Source organism: Bradyrhizobium sp. 14AA, from assembly GCF_054185205.1.
This window is the reverse complement of sequence record NZ_JAVAYM010000048.1, coordinates 1-21,427: the sequence shown is the minus strand read 5'-3', so window position 1 is coordinate 21,427 and position 21,427 is coordinate 1. Positions and strand designations below refer to the sequence as shown.

General features: G+C 60.8%; 14 protein-coding genes and 1 pseudogene. 6 read left to right on the top strand and 9 right to left on the bottom strand.

Features of this window, described 5'->3' with window-relative positions:
* Positions 1–173 precede the first annotated feature (173 nt).
* Positions 174–1,715, top strand: a complete 1,542-nt coding sequence (locus RAD15_RS41975; protein ID WP_270162960.1) for an acyl-CoA synthetase — start codon at positions 174–176, stop codon at positions 1,713–1,715.
* Between the two features lie 696 nt (positions 1,716–2,411).
* Here RAD15_RS41975 and scpA read toward each other — a convergent pair.
* The 5 genes from scpA to RAD15_RS41950 are packed head-to-tail and all read right to left on the bottom strand — an operon-like array spanning position 2,412 to position 11,256.
* Positions 2,412–4,565: a methylmalonyl-CoA mutase gene (scpA, locus tag RAD15_RS41970; RefSeq protein WP_375849404.1), complete on the bottom strand. Its 2,154-nt coding sequence runs from the start codon at positions 4,563–4,565 to the stop codon at positions 2,412–2,414.
* A 42-nt stretch (positions 4,566–4,607) separates the two neighbouring features.
* Positions 4,608–6,491: a methylmalonyl-CoA mutase subunit beta gene (locus tag RAD15_RS41965; RefSeq protein WP_375849406.1), complete on the bottom strand. Its 1,884-nt coding sequence runs from the start codon at positions 6,489–6,491 to the stop codon at positions 4,608–4,610.
* 53 nt (positions 6,492–6,544) lie between these two features.
* Positions 6,545–7,645, bottom strand: coding sequence for a CaiB/BaiF CoA transferase family protein (locus tag RAD15_RS41960; RefSeq protein WP_375849408.1), 1,101 nt, complete (start codon positions 7,643–7,645; stop codon positions 6,545–6,547).
* Between the two features lie 55 nt (positions 7,646–7,700).
* On the bottom strand, positions 7,701–9,716 hold the full coding sequence (locus RAD15_RS41955) for an acetyl-CoA carboxylase biotin carboxylase subunit (RefSeq protein ID WP_458184560.1): 2,016 nt from the start codon (positions 9,714–9,716) through the stop codon (positions 7,701–7,703).
* Positions 9,717–9,723: 7 nt separating this feature from the next.
* Positions 9,724–11,256 carry an acyl-CoA carboxylase subunit beta gene (locus RAD15_RS41950; protein WP_458184559.1) on the bottom strand — a complete coding sequence of 511 codons (1,533 nt, stop codon included), beginning with the start codon at positions 11,254–11,256 and terminating at the stop codon, positions 9,724–9,726.
* A 251-nt stretch (positions 11,257–11,507) separates the two neighbouring features.
* Here RAD15_RS41950 and RAD15_RS41945 point away from each other — a divergent pair, with 251 nt between their 5' ends.
* Both RAD15_RS41945 and RAD15_RS41940 read left to right on the top strand, forming a co-directional pair.
* Positions 11,508–12,728, top strand: coding sequence for an ABC transporter substrate-binding protein (locus RAD15_RS41945; protein WP_458184558.1), 1,221 nt, complete (start codon positions 11,508–11,510; stop codon positions 12,726–12,728).
* A 162-nt stretch (positions 12,729–12,890) separates the two neighbouring features.
* Positions 12,891–13,782 (top strand): annotated as a pseudogene (locus RAD15_RS41940) (NAD(P)H-dependent flavin oxidoreductase).
* A gap of 346 nt (positions 13,783–14,128) precedes the next feature.
* On the opposite strand, the gene RAD15_RS41935 reads toward RAD15_RS41940, so the two are convergent.
* From RAD15_RS41935 to RAD15_RS41925, 3 genes are all read right to left on the bottom strand, one after another.
* Positions 14,129–14,443, bottom strand: a complete 315-nt coding sequence (locus tag RAD15_RS41935; RefSeq protein WP_375849416.1) for an NAD(P)H-binding protein — start codon at positions 14,441–14,443, stop codon at positions 14,129–14,131.
* Between the two features lie 588 nt (positions 14,444–15,031).
* Complete coding sequence (locus RAD15_RS41930; RefSeq protein WP_375849417.1) at positions 15,032–16,771, bottom strand: outer membrane protein; 1,740 nt, start codon at positions 16,769–16,771, stop codon at positions 15,032–15,034.
* A 745-nt stretch (positions 16,772–17,516) separates the two neighbouring features.
* Positions 17,517–18,644, bottom strand: a complete 1,128-nt coding sequence (locus RAD15_RS41925; RefSeq protein ID WP_458184557.1) for a glycoside hydrolase family 18 protein — start codon at positions 18,642–18,644, stop codon at positions 17,517–17,519.
* Between the two features lie 705 nt (positions 18,645–19,349).
* Here RAD15_RS41925 and RAD15_RS41920 point away from each other — a divergent pair.
* On the top strand, positions 19,350–19,553 hold the full coding sequence (locus RAD15_RS41920) for a hypothetical protein (protein ID WP_270162975.1): 204 nt from the start codon (positions 19,350–19,352) through the stop codon (positions 19,551–19,553).
* A 237-nt stretch (positions 19,554–19,790) separates the two neighbouring features.
* On the opposite strand, the gene RAD15_RS41915 is transcribed toward RAD15_RS41920, so the two are convergent.
* Positions 19,791–20,108, bottom strand: coding sequence for a hypothetical protein (locus RAD15_RS41915; RefSeq protein ID WP_375849421.1), 318 nt, complete (start codon positions 20,106–20,108; stop codon positions 19,791–19,793).
* A 365-nt stretch (positions 20,109–20,473) separates the two neighbouring features.
* Between RAD15_RS41915 and groES the strand changes: the two genes are divergently transcribed.
* Entirely contained in the window at positions 20,474–20,788 is a 315-nt protein-coding gene (gene groES / locus RAD15_RS41910) for a co-chaperone GroES (protein ID WP_270162976.1), read from the top strand.
* An 86-nt stretch (positions 20,789–20,874) separates the two neighbouring features.
* The coding region (locus tag RAD15_RS41905) for a TCP-1/cpn60 chaperonin family protein (protein ID WP_458184556.1) at positions 20,875–21,427 on the top strand (553 nt) is incomplete at its 3' end.

The window sequence follows — 21,427 nt, the reverse complement described above, 5'->3', positions numbered from 1 at the left end:
TCAATGGGCGGAGAAGCAGTCGGGGGCGCGGCGGTTGCCTGGCCCTTGGGCCAAAGCCGGCGAAGCCAGCCTAGCTGGCATCTCGACCTTGGCGGGCGCAAGAACCCCGATCCGGGCCAATTCGCTCCAAATCGTAACTCCGCCTCTTGAGGGGTGGTATCCAGGGAGTGCTCATGTATCCGGGGACCCACGCGCTTACAAATCCGGACCGCCCGGCCCTCATCATGACCGCCACTGGCGAGGTCGTGACCTACGGGGACTTGGAGGATCGTTCACGGCGCATCGCGAACTGGCTGTCCGACGCAGGCCTGCGCGTCGGCGACGTGGTTGGCCTACTTTCAGACAACAGCTCTTGGGTATTCGAGATCTATTGGGCCACTCAACGATCTGGCTTGTACCTGATGCCGATAAACTACCGGCTGAGCGCCAGCGAAGTCGACTACATGCTCGAAAACTCTGGTGCTGCCGCGTTGTTCGTTGGTCGAGGCGCTGTTGAGACGGTCTCCAGGCTTGGCGCGCATCCAAAGCTGAAGCGACGGGTTTGTCTCCACGAAGAGTTGGCGGGTTACGATTCGTACAATCAAATACTGAAATCGGCTCGGACTGACGCGCCGTCGTCTCAGCCTCGTGGCGCCGATATGTTGTACTCTTCCGGTACGACCGGTCGGCCAAAGGGCGTGAAACACGCGTTGCCGCAGCGAGACGTTTCAGAAGCGGGCGACACAATGGTGCAGATGTTCTCATCGAGTTTCGGCTTCGATGAAAACACCATCTATCTGTCTCCTGCGCCTCTCTATCACGCGGCACCGCTTCGCACATGCGCCACCGTCCAGGCATTAGGCGGTACCGCACTCGTCATGGACAAGTTCGACGCCGAAGCAGCTTTGGCCGCCGTGCAGGACTACAAGGTGACCCACAGCCAGTGGGTGCCTACCATGTTTGTTCGGATGCTCAAGCTGCCTGAATCCGTCAGACATCAATACGACGTCAGCAGCCTGAAGGTCGCTATCCACTCGGCCGCACCCTGCCCCGCTGAGATCAAGCAAGAAATGATCCAATGGTGGGGTCCGATCCTGTGGGAGTACTATTCCTCTACCGAAATGAACGGCATGACCGTGATTGGATCGGAGGAGTGGTTGAAGAAACCCGGTTCTGTCGGTCGCGCCGTGCTTGGAAAGATTCACATCTGTGATGAGGAAGGAAATGAGCTTCCGGCCGGTGAGACCGGAGTCATCTATTTCGAACGCGAAAAGATGCCTTTCATCTACCATGACGAGCCGGAGAAGACACAAGCCGCCCAACATCCCGCGCATCCATATTGGACCGCTGTTGGCGACATCGGACGCGTCGATGCGGATGGCAACCTCTTTTTGACCGACCGCAAGGCCTTCATGATCATCTCGGGCGGGGTTAACATCTATCCTCAAGAGATCGAGAACGTTCTGGTGGTTCATCCTTCTATCGCAGACGTGGCCGTTATCGGCATTCCCGATCCGGATATGGGTGAACAGGTAAAGGCCGTCGTTCAACTAACTCCCGGCATCGAAGATAGCGACAGCTTGGCGCAAGAAATCATCGCCTTCGTGAAGGCCCGGGTTGCGAGCTACAAGGCGCCGCGCAGCGTCGATTTCGTACCTGAAGTGCCGCGCTCACAGACGGGCAAGCTCATGAAGCAGGAGTTGCGTAAGCGATACTGGCCAGAGAAAACCGCCTGACGGCCAACGCCGCCGCGATGCATCGCTCCGCAGACTGCTCTGTATGAGGTACAGGTTGAGAAAGACCGATGTAACGTGCTCAGAGTGTGGCGCTGGGTTTCAGCGCGTCGAATTGTGGTCGCAGCCAGGGGAGAAAGGGGAATATCGCTGCCCGGGCTGTAACAGTACTTTAGAGGTTTTCGACGGCACGAAGTGTATCGGTTACCGCCTCACTATTGAACCGTGTATTAGACCAGTGCGCGATTGAGACCGCATCATTTTTCGGCCTCTTTGCCACAAAGTGTCATCTATTGAGCCTTTTGCAGACATGAGCATTTGGCCAAATGTCCGGTCCCGTCGATGTCGTGGCGAGACGCCTAGTGGGACGCTCTCGTCCATCTCAGCATTTTCGGCGACCGACTTTGCCCTTTGCAGGATGAGGTCTCGCTTTTGCCAATTCGTCGCGTCGAAGGCACAATTCTTCGATCTTCGCCAGCATTGTCTTTACAGCAGCCTCTGCCGAGTCGACGTGTATCCCAGCGCGCTGAAGACGGGCGATTTCCCTGCGATGTCGCCCAACCTGAAGACGCATGCGGTCTATCTCGTGACGGATCAATTCAAGAGTTGGCACGATGCTTATTCTACTGCTGAGAACCGGAATCGAAACGGAACCCCAATGTGGCGGCTGTTTCACAGGCCGTCTCGGGAGCTAGGCCGCTACGCCGCGGCATCATGCCCAAGCCGGGCGTTCAGCTTGCGGATCAGCTCCTCGGCCGCGTCTGCAATCACGGTGCCCGGCGGGAAGATCGCCTCGGCGCCGGCCGCGTAGAGCGCGTCGTAATCCTGCGGCGGCACCACGCCACCGACGATGATCATGATGTCGTCGCGGGCCTGCTTCTTCAGCGTGGCCTTCAATTCCGGCACGGCGGTGAGATGCGCCGCGGCGAGCGAGGAGACGCCGAGGATGTGGACGTCGTTCTCGACCGCCTGGCGCGCCGCCTCGTCCGCGGTCGCAAACAGCGGCCCGATGTCGACGTCGAAGCCGATATCGGCAAAGGCCGATGCGATCACCTTCTGGCCGCGATCGTGGCCGTCCTGGCCGATCTTTGCGACCAGGATGCGCGGACGGCGGCCTTCGGCCTCCTCGAAGGCGTCGATCAGCGCCTGAACCTTCTCGACCTGGTTGCCCATGCTGGACGCCTCCCGCTTGTAGACGCCGGTGATGGATCTGATCTCGGCGCGGTGGCGGCCGAACACCTTTTCCATCGCGTCCGAGATTTCGCCGACGGTCGCTTTCGCCCGCGCCGCGTCGATGGCGAGCGCGAGCAAATTGCCATTGCCTTCGCCGGCCGAACGCGTCAGCGCCGCGAGCGCAGCATCGACGTCCTTCTGGTTGCGCTCGGATTTCAGCCGCGTCAGCTTGTCGATCTGGAGGCGCCGGACATTGGTGTTGTCGACCTTCAGGATCTCGATGCTGTCCTCGTCGGTCGGCTTATACTTGTTGACGCCGATCACCGCCTGCTTGCCGGCATCGATGCGTGCCTGGGTCTTGGCAGAGGCCTCCTCGATGCGCAGTTTTGGTACGCCGGCTTCGATGGCTTTCGCCATGCCGCCGAGTTCCTCGACCTCCTGGATGTGGCCCCACGCCTTCGCCGCGAGGTCGCGCGTGAGCCGCTCGACATAATACGAGCCGCCCCAGGGATCGATGATGCGGGTGGTGCCGCTTTCCTGCTGCAGGAACAGCTGGGTGTTGCGGGCGATGCGCGCGGAGAAATCGGTCGGGAGCGCCAAGGCTTCGTCGAGCGCGTTGGTGTGCAGCGACTGGGTGTGGCCTTGGGTCGCCGCCATCGCCTCCACCGTCGTGCGCATCACATTGTTGAAGACGTCCTGCGCGGTCAGCGACCAACCCGAAGTCTGCGAATGCGTGCGCAGCGACAGCGAGCGCGGGTCTTTCGGATTGAACGGCTTCAGCAGCTTCGCCCACAGCAGGCGCGCGGCGCGCAGCTTGGCGACCTCCATGAAGAAGTTCATGCCGATCGCCCAGAAGAACGACAGCCGCGGCGCGAAGCGGTCGACGTCCAGGCCCGCGGCAAGACCGGCGCGCAGATATTCGACGCCGTCGGCAAGCGTATAGGCGAGCTCGAGGTCCTGCGTCGCGCCGGCTTCCTGCATGTGATAGCCGGAGATCGAGATCGAATTGTACTTCGGCATCTTTTGCGAGGTGTAGGCGAAGATGTCCGAGATGATCCGCATCGAGGGCGCAGGCGGATAGATATAGGTGTTGCGCACCATGAACTCTTTCAGAATGTCGTTCTGAATGGTGCCCGACAGCTTCTCCGGTGCGACGCCCTGTTCGCCGGCGGCTGCGACATAGAGCGCGAGGATCGGAAGCACCGCGCCGTTCATGGTCATGGACACGCTCATCTGGTCGAGCGGGATGCCCGCAAATAGCGTGCGCATGTCGTAGATGGAATCGATGGCGACACCGGCCATGCCGACGTCGCCACCGACGCGCGGATGATCTGAGTCATAGCCGCGATGGGTGGCAAGATCGAAGGCGACCGAGAGGCCCTTCTGTCCGGCCGCGAGATTGCGGCGGTAGAACGCGTTGGAATCCTCAGCCGTGGAGAAGCCGGCATATTGCCTGACGGTCCAGGGCTGGTTGACATACATCGTCGGGTAGGGGCCGCGCAGGAACGGCGCGATGCCCGGATAGGTCTCGAGGAAATCGAGCCCGGCGAGATCGGCCTCGCCATAGGCGGGTTTCACCAGGATCCCCTCGGGCGTCAGCCACGGCGCGGCGCTTCCGCCTGGCGCGGCGGTGGCGGCGCACTCAAAGGCGACGTCAGCGAAATCGGGAATGCAGCTCATGATTCCAACCAGACAAAGTGAGCACGGGATTGTTAAACATGGTCAATTTGGCGCGAGCCATCGGTAGATGTCCTGCAATGTCGCAAGCGCATCGCAACCGGCGAAGACGAAGCCCGTGACGCCAGCCGCACGAAGCGCCGGCTCGGCATCGGTCGGACGACCTGCCAGATAGACCCGCGCATCGGCCAATTGCAGGACCTTGGCGGATGTTTCCGCGAGGTCCGCATAGGCCTTATCGCTGGAACAAAGGCAGGCAAGCGCGGCGCCGGAGGCCTTGAAGGCGGCAGCGAGCTGGGTGGGATCGGCAAAACCCTCGGTGTCGATGGCCTGGATGCCGCCGGCCTCGAACAAGCTTTTTGCGAATGTCGCACGTGCGGTGAAGTCGGCGGGCGTGCCGAGATTGGCCAGGAACACGCTGGGCCGCGTGCCGCGCGCTTTCAACGCCGCATCGGATTTGTCCCGCAGCGCTTCGAACGGCGCGGCGAGGCGCATCGGCGGCAGCGCATCGAACTTGTATTTTGCCTCGCCATAAGGCGCGACCGCAATCGGGGTCGCGTTGAGCACCGCCGTTTCCCTCTCATGCAGGTTCGGAAACTCGCTCGCGCCGGTCAGCACGTCGCGGCGCTTTGCGATGTTGGCGTCACGTGCCGTTCGCGCCGCAGCGACCTTGCTCTGGAATAGGCCTTGCTGAAGCGCCGCGAAGGCTCCGCCGGCCTTTTCGCTCTCCTGGAACAGCGACCAAGCCGCTCCACAGAGCTGCGCCGACAGCGTCTCGATGCCACCTGCGCCCGCCGCGGGATCGCTGACCTTGGCGAGGTTGCTCTCTTCCAGCAGCAGGAGCTGCGTGTTGCGCGCCACGCGCCGCGCGAACGGATCGGGCAGCCCAAGCGCCAGCGTATGCGGCAGCACGGTGATCGAATTGGCGCCGGCGAGCCCGGCCGCGAATGTCGCGATGGTCGCGCGCAGCATGTTCACGTAAGGGTCGCTCTGCGTCAGCATGCGCCAGGCCGTATCGGCGGCAATGAACAGCGGCTTCGGCGTCAGACCGCACGCCGTCTCGACGCGCGCCCAGAGCAGCCGTAGCGCGCGGAATTTTGCCATGGTCAGGAACTGGTCGGCATCCGCGGCTAGCCGCGCATAGACCATGCCCTGTGCCTGCTCCAGCGGAACGCCGGCAGCTTCGATCGCGCGCAGATAGGCAACGCCGCAGGCGAGGACGAAGGCAAGCTCCTGCACCTCCGAGCCGCCGGCATCGTGGATCACGCGTCCATCGGCGGAAGCAAACGGCCCCTTGAAACCCATCCCGGCGAGGCCTTTGATGCCACCGGTGACGGCGGGAACGATCTCTTCCCAGCTGTAGGGGCTGTTTCCCAACACGGCGCAGGCGGCCAGCGGATCGAGCCCGAAGCGGATGTTGCAGGCCGCCGGATCGATGCCGTTGCTCTTCACATATTCCGCGATGTGGATCGCGGCCATCCGCGATTGCGGGCCGACCTGAAGCTCGATTCCGATGCCGGCATCGAGGTAAATGTCCTTCAACACTTTCGCGACCGCATCGGCCGTCGGTTCCAGGCCGAAGCCATGGCTGCCATTGCCGCCGGCGAACACCAGCGCGAGGCCCGTCGCACCGTTCTCAAGGTCCTGCAACGCCTGCGCGTTCGCGACCGCAGCGTCGGGATGATCGATCCGCTGCATGATCTGCCATGGCGCGGCCGCCGGTCGTCCCAGCACAGGCGCAGCGCCCTTGGCGCGCGGATAGAGCGGCTCGATCCTCAGACCGTCATAGGTCTTGCCGACCAGCTTCTCGAACGGCGCGCCCTTCAGCACACCGTCGACCAGCTTGCGCCAGTCCGCGTCCGTCGCCTTGGGAAAATCGGCCGCCAGCGGCACATCATCCCCCGTCACGGTTTGAACCTCCTTGCACATCGGCGAAAAGTTGCGGATCGCGTCCGCACGGCAACGACTACCGCGACAACGACTTATCGATCGTCCTTCCAGGAGCCCACGATTGCCGCAAGCGACAGTTCTTCTGGCTCACGAGCCAATGAGGGAGTCCTTGAGAACCGCGGGGCAGGAGCAGGCTGGAGGACACCGTGGCGGGTAAGGAACACTTGTCGGGAAACCATGTGCTCGTGTCGCGATGCCTCTGTCATCGTCAAGACCGGGGCGAAACACACGTCAGTGCCTTCCATGATCTTGCACCATTCTTCGCGAGTTTTGGTCTTGAAAACTGCTGCAAGTTTTTGCTTCAGCCCTGGCCAAGCTGCAGGGTCCATTTGAGCATCGAACTCTGGATCATGCAGGCCCGCATGCCGCCGCAGGATCACGTAGAATTGCGGCTCTATGGATCCAATCGAGACGAAGTTGCCGCACGCGCATTCGAAAACGCCGTAGAAGTGCGCGCCTCCGTCCAGCAAGTTTTGCTCGCGGCCTTCAATCCAATTCCCCGTAGCTCTCATATCGAAGAACATGGTCATCAATGAGGCTGCTCCGTCACACATTGCAGCATCAACGACTTGTCCCTTGCCTGACTTCTTCGCTTCAATCACGGCGGCAAGGACGCCAACGACGAGGTAGAGCGCACCTCCGCCGAAGTCACCGACCAGATTGAGTGGGGGGATCGGCCTTTCCCGCGGACCGATCGCGGCGAGCGCCCCTGTGATCGAGATGTAGTTGATATCGTGACCAGCGGCGTTGGCCAGAGGTCCATGCTGGCCCCAACCGGTCATCCGTCCGTACACAAGTCGAGGATTTCGGCTAAGAATTACATCAGGACCGAGCCCTACGCGTTCCATCACGCCCGGACGGAAACCTTCGATGAGAACGTCGGCTGTGCTGAGAAGCTCGATTACCTCGCCCCTGCTCTTGTCGTCCTTCAGATCGACATGGGCCCACTTGCGACCACGTGATGCAACTCCCTTCAGGTTCCGGGCGGCACCGACACGGTCAAGAGTCACAACCTCCGCACCCATGTCCGCCAGCATCATGCAAGCGAAAGGGCCGGGACCGATGCCGGCGAATTCTACGACGCGAACGCCGGCAAGTGGGCCGTTCATCTGCGAGCCCGAAACAGCTACCATGTTGCATCTCCCATCAAGCTCTTCTTGTTCGGCGGCTACTCGCGCAGTGAATAGACTATTCGAACTCCAAAATCAGCGCGTCCACCGCGAGCGTCGCGCCGGCGCTGGCGTGGATCTTCTTCACGGTGCCGGCCTGCTCGGCGCGGAGCACGTTCTGCATCTTCATAGCCTCGACGACCGCGAGCGTCTCGCCGGCCTTGACCTCCTGGCCTTCGGTCACAGCGATCGAGACGATGAGCCCGGGCATCGGGCACAGCAGCTTCTTGCCGGTGTCGGAGGCCGTCGTCACCGGCATCAGCTTCGCCGACGCCGCTTCCGCTTCGGTCCAGACATAGACCGGCACCTCGACGCCCTGATGCGCCAGACGAATGCCGTTGGCGATCGGGCGCGCCTGCACCGCGACGAACTGGCCGTCGATGGTGCCTTGCCAGACCGGATCGCCCGGCTTCCACGGCGATTGCAACAGATGCGCATTGCCGGCCTTGCCCTCGGCATCGACGAAGCGCACCGCGATCGCCTCGCTCTCGCGCCCGACTTCGAGCGCTATCTCCTGGCGATCGAGCCACACCGCACGGCGGCGCTCGCGCTGCACGATACGGCCGCCCAGCTGGCCCGAGATCTGCCGCTTGCGTTCGCCCAGCACGTGGTCGATGGCGGCGCCGACCGAGGCGAGCCGCCGTGCGACCTCACCTTCCGGCACGCGCACGGCGAAGCCCTTGGGGAATTCCTCAGCGATGAAGCCGGTCGAGAGCCGGCCCTCGCGCCAGCGCGGATGATGCATCAAGGCCGACAGGAACGGGATGTTGTGGCGGATGCCGTCGACATAGAACGAATCCAGCGCGGTTGCCTGCGCCTCGATCGCGGCGGCGCGCGACGGCGCATGGGTGACGAGCTTGGCGATCATCGGATCGTAATGGATCGAGATCTCGCCGCCCTCCTGCACGCCGGTGTCGTTGCGGATGGTGATGCCGTCCTGGCTCGCTTCCGCCGGCGGGCGATACTTCACCAGACGCCCGATCGACGGCAGGAAGTTGCGGAACGGGTCTTCGGCGTAGAGCCGCGATTCCACCGCCCAGCCGGTGAGCGTGACGTCCTTCTGCGTGAGCGCAAGCTTCTCGCCGGCGGCGACGCGGATCATCTGCTCGACGAGATCGATGCCGGTGACGAGTTCGGTGACGGGATGCTCGACCTGGAGGCGCGTGTTCATCTCCAGGAAGTAGAAGCTCTTGTCTTGCCCTGCGACGAACTCGACGGTGCCGGCGGAGTCGTAGTTCACGGCCTTGGCCAGAGCGACCGCCTGCTCGCCCATCTTGCGGCGGGTGGCCTCGTCGAGCAGCGGCGACGGCGCCTCCTCGATGACCTTCTGGTTGCGGCGCTGGATCGAGCATTCGCGCTCGCCGAGATAGATCACGTTGGCATGCTTGTCGCCCAGCACCTGGATCTCGATGTGGCGGGGATCGACGATGAACTTTTCGACGAAGACGCGGTCGTCGCCGAACGATGCCTTGGCCTCGGCCTTGGCGAGGTTGAAGCCTTCGGCAACCTCGGCGGTCGAGTGCGCGATACGCATGCCCTTGCCGCCGCCGCCGGCGGAGGCCTTGATCATCACGGGATAGCCGATCTCGTCGGCGATCTTGACCGCGTGCTTGTCGTCCTCGATGACGCCGAGATAGCCCGGCACGGTCGAGACCTTGGCTTTCGCAGCTGCCTTCTTGGATTCGATCTTGTCGCCCATCGCGGCGATCGCGCCCGGGTTCGGGCCGATGAAGACGATGCCGGCAGCTTCCAGCGCGCGCGGAAACGCCTCGCGCTCGGACAGGAAGCCGTAGCCGGGATGCACGGCCTCGGCGCCGGTCTTGCGGCAGGCCTCCACGATCTTCTCGATCACCAGATAACTCTCGGCCGCGGCCGGCGGCCCGATCAGCACGGCCTCGTCGGCCATCTCGACATGGAGGGCGTCGCGGTCGGCCTCGGAATAGACGGCAACCGTCTGAATTCCCATCTTGCGGGCGGTCTTGATGACCCGGCAGGCGATTTCGCCGCGATTGGCGATCAGGATGCGTTTGAACACTGCTATCTCACAACGGCAAATTGTCATGCTTCTTCGCCGGCATCTCGACCTTCTTGTCCTTCAACATCGCCAGCGCCCTTGCGATGCGCTTGCGCGTCGAGTGCGGCATGATGACGTCGTCGATATAGCCGCGCTCGGCGGTGATGAACGGCGACAGGAAGCGGTCTTCGTATTCCTTGGTCCGAGCGGCGATCTTGTCGGGGTCGCCGATGTCGCTGCGGAAGATGATCTCGACGGCGCCCTTGGCGCCCATCACCGCGATCTGGGCGGTCGGCCAGGCGTAGTTCATGTCGGCGCCGATCTCCTTGGACGCCATGACGTCGAAGGCGCCGCCATAGGCCTTGCGGGTGATGATCGTCACCAGCGGCACGGTGCACTGCGAATAGGCGAACAAGAGTTTCGCGCCGTGCTTGATCAGGCCGCCATATTCTTGGCTCGTGCCGGGCAGGAAACCCGGTACGTCGACGAAGGTGACGATCGGGATGTTGAAGGCGTCGCAGAAGCGGACGAAGCGCGCGGCCTTGCGTGACGCATCAGAGTCGAGCACGCCGGCCAGCACCATCGGCTGGTTGGCGACGAAGCCGACGGTGCGGCCGGCGATGCGGCCGAAGCCGGTGACGATGTTCCTGGCAAAACTCTCCGCGATCTCGAAGAAGTCGCCCTCGTCCACGACCTTCAGGATCAATTCCTTCATGTCGTAGGGCTTGTTCGGATTGTCGGGGATCAGCGTGTCGAGCGACATGTCGAGGCGGCCGATGTCATCGAAGCTCGGCCATTCCGGCACGCCGTCGGTGTTGTTGGACGGCAGGAAGTCGATCAGGCGACGCATCTGGAGCAGCGTCTCGACGTCGTTCTCGAAGGCGCCGTCGGCAATCGAGGAGCGCGTGGCGTGCACGGAGGCGCCACCGAGCTCTTCGGCGGTGACGACCTCGTTGGTCACGGTCTTCACCACATCGGGGCCGGTGACGAACATGTAGCTGGTGTTCTTCACCATGAAGATGAAGTCGGTCATCGCCGGCGAATAGACGTCGCCGCCGGCGCAGGGACCCATGATGACGGAGATCTGCGGGATCACGCCGGAGGCGAGGACGTTGCGGCGGAACACGTAGGAATAGCCGGCGAGCGCGGCGACGCCTTCCTGGATGCGAGCGCCGCCCGCGTCATAAAGGCCGATGATGGGCGCCCGCGCCTTCATCGCCATGTCCTGCAGCTTGGTGATCTTCAGCGCGTGGGTCTCGGACAGCGAGCCGCCGAACACCGTAAAGTCCTTGGCGAAGACAAACGTCTTGCGGCCGTTGACGGTGCCCCAGCCGGTGACGACGCCGTCGCCGGGCACCTTGGTCTTCTCCATGCCGAACTCGGTGGAGCGATGCTCGACGAACATGTCGAACTCCTCGAACGATCCCTTGTCGAGCAGGAGCTCGATGCGGTCGCGCGCGGTCAGCTTGCCGCGCGCGTGCTGCGCCTCGATGCGCTTCTCGCCACCGCCGAGCTTTGCGCCGGCACGACGCGCCTCAAGCTTTTCGATTACGGCAGTCATCCGTGCGCCTCCAGCGTAGGAGCGAGCGAGTTCGGTCCGCCCCTCCTGGAGGACTTGACCCAAATCTCAGTTCCAGTAACGTGACGTCAGTGTCATAAATTTATCTCATTGTCAAATCATCACAACTAGCTGATATAACTTGGTAATTATTCCATGAGATCGACTTGTGATCAGTTTATAAAATGGCGGTCTAAGCCATTCCGAAGCTACTGGTCCGTCCAGGCGATCAATCAAACGAAACAGGAGGAAAAATGAATACGCGTAGTTTGCTTGTTTTTGCCGTAGCCGCCGGCGTCACGATTGGCTCGCACCAAGCGTTTGCACAAAAGCAATACGGTCCTGGGGCGAGCGACACTGAAATCAAGATCGGAAACATTCTTCCCTATAGCGGGCCAGCCTCCGCCTACGCCATCGTGGGCAAGATCGCTGCTGGATATGTGAAGATGATCAATGAAAAGGGCGGCATCAACGGACGGAAGATTAATTGGATTTCGTACGACGACGCCTATAGCCCGCCGAAAACGGTCGAGCAGGCCCGCAAGCTGGTCGAGAGCGACGAAGTTCTATTCCTCTACCAGACGCTGGGCGTTCCGCCGAATCTGGCCATCATGAAGTACTTGAACCAGAAGAAGGTCCCACAGCTGATGCTCGCGACCGGAGGAACGAAATTCGGCGAGGATCCCAAGTCGTTTCCATGGACGATGCCTTTCAATGCGTCCTACCAATCCGAAGGTCGCGTCTATGCCAAATGGATCTTGAAGGAGCACCCTAACGCCAAGATCGCCGTCCTGGTTGTAAACGACGAGTACGGCAAGGATATCTACAAGGGCGTTAAAGACGGGCTCGGCGACAAGACCTCGATGATTGTTGCTGAGGCGACATACGACTTCAACGACCCCACGATCGACTCGCAGATCGTCAAGCTGAAGGCATCGGGAGCAGACCTGGTACTCAATCTCAGCCAGCCCAAATTCGCCGCGATGGCGATCCGAAAGATGGGCGAGTTAGATTGGAAGCCTGTCCATATCCTGAACAACGTTTCGAGCTCAGTGGGAGCGGTGATTAAGCCAGCCGGCTTCAACTACGCGCAAGGCATCATCAGCGCTGGCTACTACAAGGACCCGACGGACCCCGCTTGGAAGGACGACTCCGGGGTTAAGGAATGCGAGCAGTTCCTGCAAAAATACGCGCCTGACGCAGATCGCAATAGCAATCTGGTAACCTACTCGTATGCAGCTCTTCAAACGCTGCAGTACATTCTCGAGCAGGCGGGCGACAACCTGACTCGGGAAAACATCATGAAGGTCTCAGAAAACCTGAATGGCTTCGCGCCGTCGACCTTGCTGCCCGGTATCACACTCAAGACGTCGCCTACCGATCATTTCCCGATCGAGCAGATGCAGTTGATGACGTTTGAAGGGGACAACTGGGTCACCTTTGGTCCGATCATCGAGGGCAAGTTATCGAACTGAACGTATCCGAGCCGCACGGACTAGGAACTCCGTGCGGCTCACGACTGCGCCGTTCTTCGATAGGTATTTCGCTCAATTCGGTCGTTAGGAGAGAAGGTGGACTCGTCCAACCAAAATCTGCCGTTTCGGGATCGCCTTGCCTTACCGCTAATTGCAGCACCGATGTTCCTCGTCTCAGGCATCGAGCTTGTGGTGGCGGCAAGCCGAAGCGGCGTGATCGGTTCGTTTCCGACGGCGAATTGTCGCAGCGCCGATGAGCTGGATCAATGGCTAGCCGCGATCAGCGATCGTCTACACCCCACAGCTTCAAGACCGGCAGACAACATGCGCCGATCTGTCCAAATTTGATCGTGCTAATACTCGCCTCGCAGACGATCTGCGCGTCGTCCTCAAGCATAATCCTGAGATTGCCATCACATCGGTCGGGTCCCCTATCCCGGTGCTTCGTCTGCTCCAGGATGCAGGCGCGTTAGTTGTTGCCGACGTAGCGTCTATTCGGCACGCTGAGTGGGCCGCAGAGGCCGGTGTCAACGGCCTAATACTATTGACCGCGGGAGCTGGCGGCCAGACCGGCTGGCTAACTCCATTCGCATTCGTTCGCGCGGTGCGCGCGTTCTTCGACGGGATGATCGTCCTCGCCGGAGACATTAGCGATGGCGTCGCTCTCAGAGCGGCGCAGACATTGGGCTGCGATCTTGCCTACATGGGGACCAAGTTCATCGCGCCGCACGAGAGCATGGCTGACCGACGATTCAAACAAATGCTCGTCGAGAGTACCGCCGACGATATTCTCCTGACGACAGCATTCACCGGATTGCAGACGATCATGTTGCGGCCATCGATCACGTCGGCGGGTCTCGATCCCAACAACCTGCCGCTCCACGGTTCGATCGAAATTGGCAAGGATATCGACATCACCGCTCGCGAAGCTCGACCAAAGCGATGGCGCGATATCTGGAGCGCTGGGCATTCGACTTCAGGAATCACCAATGTCGTGTCCGTCAACGAATTGGTCACGCAGACGAGCTCGGAGTTTCATGGCATCAGCCGTTGAAAATGGCCGACATTATCAATGTCATTGCGGCCAGCCCCATTGATTGGCCGAAAGATCAAATGATCGATAGGAGATGGAAACTTGTCGCTCCACTCATTCCCGAGTGTCTGCGAGCAGACCCTGCGTGCCCTTTCGCGGTTCCCGTCAAATACCGCCTCGTCGGCCCGCACCTTCCCCTTCGCGGGCTTGTTTGTAATCACGAAAGGACGAACAATAGTTCACTCGAGATGAGAACGGGCGATAAGCTCATATTCCCCCTGCTTGCACGCGATCATGTCATAGGCCATTGATCTGGCGATCCAAGTCGCGATATGGCCCAGCGGACCACGCCGGTCTCCAGGGAGTCTCACGCCTGCGCCGGAGATACCACGAGGCGGCGTACGTCCGCATTCTCCATAACCGTAATGATGTTCGATACGGCGACGGTGATAACCGGAATGTCGTCCTTTGATCGCACGCCGACAGTGTTTACGACCGCATCAGAGCCTCGAACTGCGGCCGTCATGGCGACTTTGTCCGAGAGTTCGCCGCGGATGAAATCAGCTCCATTCGCGTTCGGTGACGTGCGGCCATATATGCGCAATTCGTGGCCGGCTGCGATAGCCTCTTCGAGAAACACGCGGCCGATCGACCCGGTACCGCCCAACAACGTGATTTTCATGGATGCGCCAGAGCCTCATTTTGGATATGGACGGACTTGACATATATTAAGGTGAAGGCCGCCGCCGGCGGAGCATCTGTCACCTCTCCATAGCTGGTAGTATCAACTGCTGCTGAATAGTTAAGATATCAGACGACCGTACAAGGATCAGACGATCGTTGATCGATTTAGCGATCGAGACGTCGCGCTTTCCTGCCGTCGGAGCACGCAACCCGTTGGCGAAAGACGTCTCCTGTCTTCGTAATCGACCAGCGCCAAACTGACGGAGCGGCGATGATGCAAGCCACAGGCTTGTCTACTTTCGACGCGTGCGCGACGAAGCGGGGCGATGCCCCGCATGCCTCACTGGGCTCGACGGCGACCTCACCTACCTCGGAGCTTGCGGCGAGCCGCACAGCGAACTAAGCTTGGAACTCGTCAGCCACCGCATCGCAGGCGCTGCTTTCATTCAGGCGCATGGACTCTGTGAACGCGTGATCATATGCTATACAATTGCGCCGGCGCCAAAATTGCCCGGGATCCCTGTGGTGATCCCAGGAGGGTCAATCAGGAGGCCGTTGTCTGGAGCTTGACTGTGGATCGGCCTTTTCAGTTCAACTTATAAGAGGCCTGAAAGAATGTACCCCAGCGCTCCGTGCTGAACTTCGCAAGCTCAGTCCCAGTGGTTCCCGGGCCATCACAGCCTGTGCATGTCATTTCACTGTCTTTTTTGGTCCACATGGCCCAATAGCGCGCGCCGATGCCGACGCTGAAGTTCTTGGTAATGAAGTAGGACAACACGCCTTCGAGTTGGACACCCCCGCCTCCGTTCCCGCGTTGATCAATGAAGGTGGTCGTCGGGCGCACAAGATGATTGTCACGTCCTTTGAAATCGGTCCAAGGCAGGTAAGCGACGTCGCTACTCAAACGCCAACGCTCGGTGAGCATGGTTTCGGCGCTTAGGCCGGCACGAGGTGCATTCCACTGGGAATTCTGGCTTCCAGCGACTGTGTCGTCACCATCTGGATCTGGCCGCAAGCATCCAACCATCGGGTTGGCAATCTGTACACATCCGATGTAGTCGGAGCTCTGTTCGTAGTAGGTCCAGCCGATAAAGCCCCCGACCTTGTAGTTGGCGCCGCGCAGGAAATCGTAACCTACGTCGGCGGTGTAATAGGTGAACCTCCCGTTTGCCTGGCCTGATCTCGTGTTGATATAGGAGAGGCTGCGATCAATTCCCCAATCTTCATCGTTGGTGATTCCTTTGTCGAAGCGACCGATGCCAACGTTGCTCTTCAGAAACGCTCCCCACGGGCTGTCAACCCGGCCAAATAATTCCCCGGAAAGTCCGTTGAGACCGTGGTGGGTGATCCTCGATACAAGAATGTTAGGATCTCCAGCAGGGATTTCATTGGGCACAGCGCTGTCATTCCATTGGAATCGTCCGCGGCTGAGCCAGAGCCGCGAGCCGCCTTCGAACGACCAACCGGCTGTGTCAGCCGTCGGCGGCACGCGGCCCGTTGCTTTCGTGAACAACGGCGCATCGGACCGTTGCGCATCCCAAGGGTCGGCGTCAAAATGGTAATTCAGACCGATCGTTCCGATGTGATAGGTGCTAGACAGGCTCGTTGTATTCGCCGGAAGGATTGCGAACGGCGGAAACTGCACCGTCGGAGGCGTTGCGATACTCGGCCCACCGAAATGCAGATAGTCGTATTCGACCTTGAGAGACCATGCAGACGTAAGTGCTTGCTCGACGCCCAGCCCGATGATGCCGCCGACCCGACCATAGTCGAAACTGGTGTTCTCCTGAGTCCCGCGGCCATTGAACTCGTTGTTGTTGACGACATCGCCGCGATTGTTTTGCCAAGCCAAGCCTCCCTTGAGATAGGCCAGCGTGTGGCCATGTGGGCCAAAGGTGTAACCGATCCGGCCGGTCCCGGTCGCAAAGACGTTGGGACCTGCCGCGCAATTTGCGCTCACAACAAAGCCGGAGGAGGCGAGGCAGGTATTTGTGCCGTCGGAGACAGCACCGCTGACATCGAGTTCGACGCCAAAGACCCAGCTGTTCTTCTGCCAGTTATAGCCTATCTGGCCACCTGCGAGGAACACTGGGGTGTCAACCACGCCGCCATAGATTGGGGGACCGTAGGGATTGCTGAATGAGGTTCGGCCATACCCACCGCCGACGTTCCCGCCGATATAGCCTCCGGACCAACTCCACACCGCCGCTGGCAATTTCACGTCTGGCCAAAGGTCTACCGCATTGGCTGCACCGCTTGCGACGAGCGCAATTGTTGCGACTCCCGAAAGAAGAACTCCAGATCGCATTCCAAACACTTCCTGCATTTTGCGCCGTCCACAACCGAGCGCCTTAACTTGTCGCCACAGCAAACCGTCGGGGCCAGACCACACGCTTGCGACGCGCGCCCTAGTCCGCCTGGAAAATCAACGCTTGCGATTGGCAATGATGGCGTCAGCAAAGCAAACCGCGAGCCAATTGAATTCGGCGGTTCTGCAGGCACTTCGTAGTGGTGTGTAGCGTCAAGTTGCTGACATTTGTCTCAAGACTCACAATCTACGTTGCTATCGCCGACGGCATCATCGTGAGGCGCATCTGAAGCAGGCCAATAGAGCATCCGCCGCAACTCTGCCGATGTCTCGCCTGATAAGGAACGGGGCCGGCTGGCGAGACCACCGTCTTCACTGCAGGGGGTCACGTGTGAATCGGCGCCGAAGCATGCCTCTTCTATATCGCATGGGTCAGTGACTTATGGCGCCGATCGGGATCGGGATCCCGCACCGATACACAGACATGGCTTAAGTCAGGGCTGCTCAAGCCTTCGCGTGAGGCGTCGCGAAGAGTCGTCCGGCCTCGCGAGCAACCGGATGGGATCCGGTGCGCACGTCGCATCACGACGAAAAACCCGCATTGCCGCCAGCATGCCTCCGGAACGACGCTGCCGGGCGCCAGATTTCCGACATCGCCGTTTTCAATTCGACGTGGCTCTGATCTCACAGCGTTTCGCGGCTGATTTCGCTCGAGGCGCGCACAGATGACGTGCTTCAAGGCGACGTAATGACGACACTTCTATTAGGATCTTCGCACAGGAAGGATGCGGAGCGCCGCGAGCAGCAGCGAACCGTCGTCGGCGAACAGGTCCCAGATCATGATCCCGGCGAGTCCATGGGCGCGCGCGTACATCGTCTTGCTTGCGATGGATAGCGGATCGTCGTAGCTGATCCATATCCGCCGTTCGGCGTCATAGAGCCACGGCACTTGGGCCTCATCACACCAATACCGGCGAAAGCCCTGCTCTTCCGGTCGCCGGACAACGAGATCGCGATAATCGATGCCGTCGCTCCCTCCCCACTCCTCGCTCGCCATCGTCCCCTTTTGCAAGAGCCCCCCGTTCTCCTGCGGAACGCCTGCAACAGCTCGGCCATAGAAGGCTACCCCGAGCGTGACCTTGGCCCGCGGCACCCCGGCCCGGATCAAGGCATTCACACTGGCATCGACATTGAGATCGGGACTTGGATCGCCGGCGCAGGCAAACAGCGGAGCATTGAAGCCGGCAAAGGTCGAGCCCGCATGATAGTCGTAGGCCATTAGATGAATCCGGTCGACCAGCGGGGCGAGAGCGGCCGCCTCCAGATTGATAATCTTGTTGGGGACGGCCGATACGGCGATGGTGAGCTCCAGCTCCCTGCGCTCCAATGCGGAAAACTCGGTGAGTCTTCGGCGAAGCTCCGCAATCAGGAGCGTGAGATTCGTGCGGTCCTCGAGGCGCGCGAGATTCCCTGGGCGTCCTCCTGAGACGGGAAACTCCCAATCGACATCCACACCATCGAACAGACCCGGATACGGCCGAAAGAACGCCTCGATAACGGATTGTGCGAACCGCGCGCGCGACCTCGGCGTGGCAGCGGCGGCCGAGAAATATTTCGACCCGCTCCAGCCGCCCAACGCAATCAGGATCCGGAGCTCCGGACTGCTCCGCTTCAATTCGGTGAGTTGGGCGAAATTGCCGCCGAACGCGGTCGACGGCGCGGTTCCGTCGCAGGCTCCTGCGTCGAGGCAACGATCCGAAAGTCCAGCCAGTCCTTCTGCCGAAACGGTGCCGAACGCGTACATCAAGTGCGTCAGTTCGCGAGCCGGGATCGTCTTGATGTTTGGACCGCCCGTCCGGGCTTTCCAAGGGGCGACATAGCCTGCGACCACTGGCCTCCGGGACGGCGTGCCCCGTCCCGGCTGCATCAGTGCGTATCCGCACACGAGCGTAGAAAACCCGGCTGCAGCGAAGTTTCGACGATTAATTGCCACGGATTACGGCCTTATGCTCTCTGTCTGATTTTACGCTGCGCCAACCGATAACGCGATCGCCTCAGCGAGCCTTCGATCTGCGCGGCACTGGCTCCCTTCGTTTCACCTGATCGCTACGACTTCATGGCGGCATCTTCATCGAGAGCTGTATTTGCTGCGCGACGGGTTCAGCTCTCGAATGGCGAAAATACGACGAATTGAATGCGGTGGAGGAAGGCTCGTCTAAGACGAAGTATGGAAGTTCAAAGAGCTGTTCTGTGGCGGGCTTCCGACATTTTGTGGCTAGCATCCGCCGCGTTGTCCCATCCGAATTTGTCGAAAGGCGCACAAGTGGATTGGTGTATTGGAACGTATGGGCAGCAGCTACGGCCGCTCTCGTCCGCTGAATTGCGCTTCGCTTCATCGTCTCTGCGCCAGGATGGGAGGCTGTGAAGGGCAAACTGTGGCACGCATCCTACCCCGCACGGGCTCCGTGTGAACCTGCGTTCAGGCGCGAACAGAACCCCTCCTTTTTGGTAGGATTTATGTTGCAACCGGCGCGTGATACGGATCATTCTTGCACTTGCGACTTGACCCACCTACAGAAAGCCAGGGAGCTCGAAAATGAACGACACCGCGTCTTCAACGCGAAGCGATCTGCAGGGACTTAGGTTGATCCGCGCTTTTGTCCGGATACGCGATCAACGCACCCGGTCCGAGTTCGTCGAACAAGTCGAAAAGCTCGCCGCGGAGCAGCCTGCGGGATCGGGTTCGAGCTTGCCCGGTTCATCTGGTTTCGCCGAGCATCCGGCGGATCCCCTCTGTTGATCTCTCGCCTTCTTCGTGTCGCCCAACGCCACGTTCCAGCATCATTCGCGTCTGCCCTTGTTGCAGGAAGTCCATGACTTGGCCGCAAATCGTGATAGCAGGGAGCCACGATCTGGCGATGCCTCAAATGCAAGTCCGCAGGCTAATTCCGCCCTGATGCCACCGCTGGGGTGTGGCGACGTCGGGACGATCGGCGTGCTCAGATATTCGGGTACGTCGCCGCATTTCCGGATCACCTTAGCGTCGCCGAAGACGCCGCGCGATGGGTCCTTCGGTCCCCGAGAGGGCGACCGCGCCCATGATGCCGGGCTTGCGGGACAACGCCTTGGCGCGCCTCACAGCGGCGTTGGCGGAAATGCATTCCGTCTTGCCGGCTGCAACTCCATCGTCGAGAACAGGCCGGCTCTCGTCGGGAGCGAACCGGACCGACACCTTCTTGCCATCGATGGTGTCGTCCTCGGAGAACGAGGTGAACGGCACCAGGCAGCGGCTCTGCGGATCGAGCCAGCGCTTCCAGTACGCGCTCTCACTACCGGACGTTGGTCGTGCCGCCATCGAGCTCATCCTCAGCAGTTGCTGGAAGTCGACTGGCCTGCCCTTTGCTTCCAGCTTCTTGGTGGCGTCCACAGAACCCGCCACGAGCTCGGCACGAGCTCGGCACGCCCCAGCGTGCCATCACGAGTTCGCGTCCGCGCGGGATAGTGAGGAAAATCCTAGACACCAAGGGCAGATCGCCGGTTCGGTCATTCGCCGGTATGACCACGAACAGCCGGCGAATACCCTGAGCGCCTTTTTTCTGCGAGAGCCCTTGCTTCCCGAAAAGACCAGCCCTACCTGTGCTCCGCCCGCATTGGCACTCGCGGGCATCGACTGCTAACTACCTAAAATCACCAACCCAAGCAATTGCTTAGGAGGACTGCATGAAATTCCGTCCGCTTCACGACCGCGTCGTGGTCAAGCGCATCGACGCAGAAGAGAAGACCGCAGGCGGCATCATTATTCCCGACACGGCCAAGGAAAAGCCGTCCCAGGGCGAAGTGATCGCCGTTGGCCCGGGCGGCCGCGACGAGAGCGGCAAGCTGATCCCGATCGACGTCGAGGTCGGCGATCTCGTGCTGTTCGGCAAGTGGTCGGGCACCGAGGTCAAGATCGACGGCCAGGAGCTGTTGATCATGAAGGAGAGCGACATCATGGGCGTTCTCACCGATGCGTCGGCCAAGAAGAAGGCCGCCTAATCCAACCGCTCGCACCGCTCACCCTGAGGAGCGCCTGCCGGGCGCCTCAAGAGTGAGATGAGACCAATCAACTCAGGGAAACCAATATGTCAGCCAAAGAAGTCAAATTCGGCGTCGACGCCCGCGACCGCATGCTGCGCGGCGTCGACATCCTCAACAACGCGGTGAAGGTGACGCTCGGTCCGAAGGGCCGCAACGTCGTGCTCGACAAGTCGTTCGGCGCGCCCCGCATCACCAAGGACGGCGTCACCGTCGCCAAGGACATCGAGCTCGACGATAAGTTCGAGAACATGGGCGCCCAGATGGTGCGCGAAGTCGCCTCCAAGTCCGCTGACGCGGCCGGCGACGGCACCACCACCGCGACCGTGCTCGCGGCTGCGATCGTGCGCGAAGGCGCCAAGGCGGTCGCCGCCGGCATGAACCCGATGGACCTGAAGCGCGGTATCGATCTCGCCGTAGACGCGGTCGTGGCGGACTTGCAGAAAAACTCCAAGAAAGTCACCTCGAACGACGAGATCGCCCAGGTCGGCACCATCTCGGCCAACGGCGATGCCGAAATCGGCAAGTTCCTCTCCGATGCCATGAAGAAGGTCGGCAACGAGGGTGTCATCACCGTCGAGGAAGCCAAGTCGCTCGAGA

Coding starts and splice junctions, on each gene's coding strand:
- RAD15_RS41960 (WP_375849408.1), bottom strand. CDS start 7,645: ATGGTAGCTGTTTCGGGCTCGCAGATGAACGGCCCACTTGCCGGCGTT.
- RAD15_RS41945 (WP_458184558.1), top strand. CDS start 11,508: ATGAATACGCGTAGTTTGCTTGTTTTTGCCGTAGCCGCCGGCGTCACG.
- RAD15_RS41975 (WP_270162960.1), top strand. CDS start 174: ATGTATCCGGGGACCCACGCGCTTACAAATCCGGACCGCCCGGCCCTC.
- RAD15_RS41930 (WP_375849417.1), bottom strand. CDS start 16,771: ATGCAGGAAGTGTTTGGAATGCGATCTGGAGTTCTTCTTTCGGGAGTC.
- RAD15_RS41915 (WP_375849421.1), bottom strand. CDS start 20,108: ATGGCGGCACGACCAACGTCCGGTAGTGAGAGCGCGTACTGGAAGCGC.
- groES (WP_270162976.1), top strand. CDS start 20,474: ATGAAATTCCGTCCGCTTCACGACCGCGTCGTGGTCAAGCGCATCGAC.
- scpA (WP_375849404.1), bottom strand. CDS start 4,565: ATGAGCTGCATTCCCGATTTCGCTGACGTCGCCTTTGAGTGCGCCGCC.
- RAD15_RS41935 (WP_375849416.1), bottom strand. CDS start 14,443: ATGAAAATCACGTTGTTGGGCGGTACCGGGTCGATCGGCCGCGTGTTT.
- RAD15_RS41950 (WP_458184559.1), bottom strand. CDS start 11,256: ATGACTGCCGTAATCGAAAAGCTTGAGGCGCGTCGTGCCGGCGCAAAG.
- RAD15_RS41965 (WP_375849406.1), bottom strand. CDS start 6,491: ATGTGCAAGGAGGTTCAAACCGTGACGGGGGATGATGTGCCGCTGGCG.
- RAD15_RS41920 (WP_270162975.1), top strand. CDS start 19,350: ATGAACGACACCGCGTCTTCAACGCGAAGCGATCTGCAGGGACTTAGG.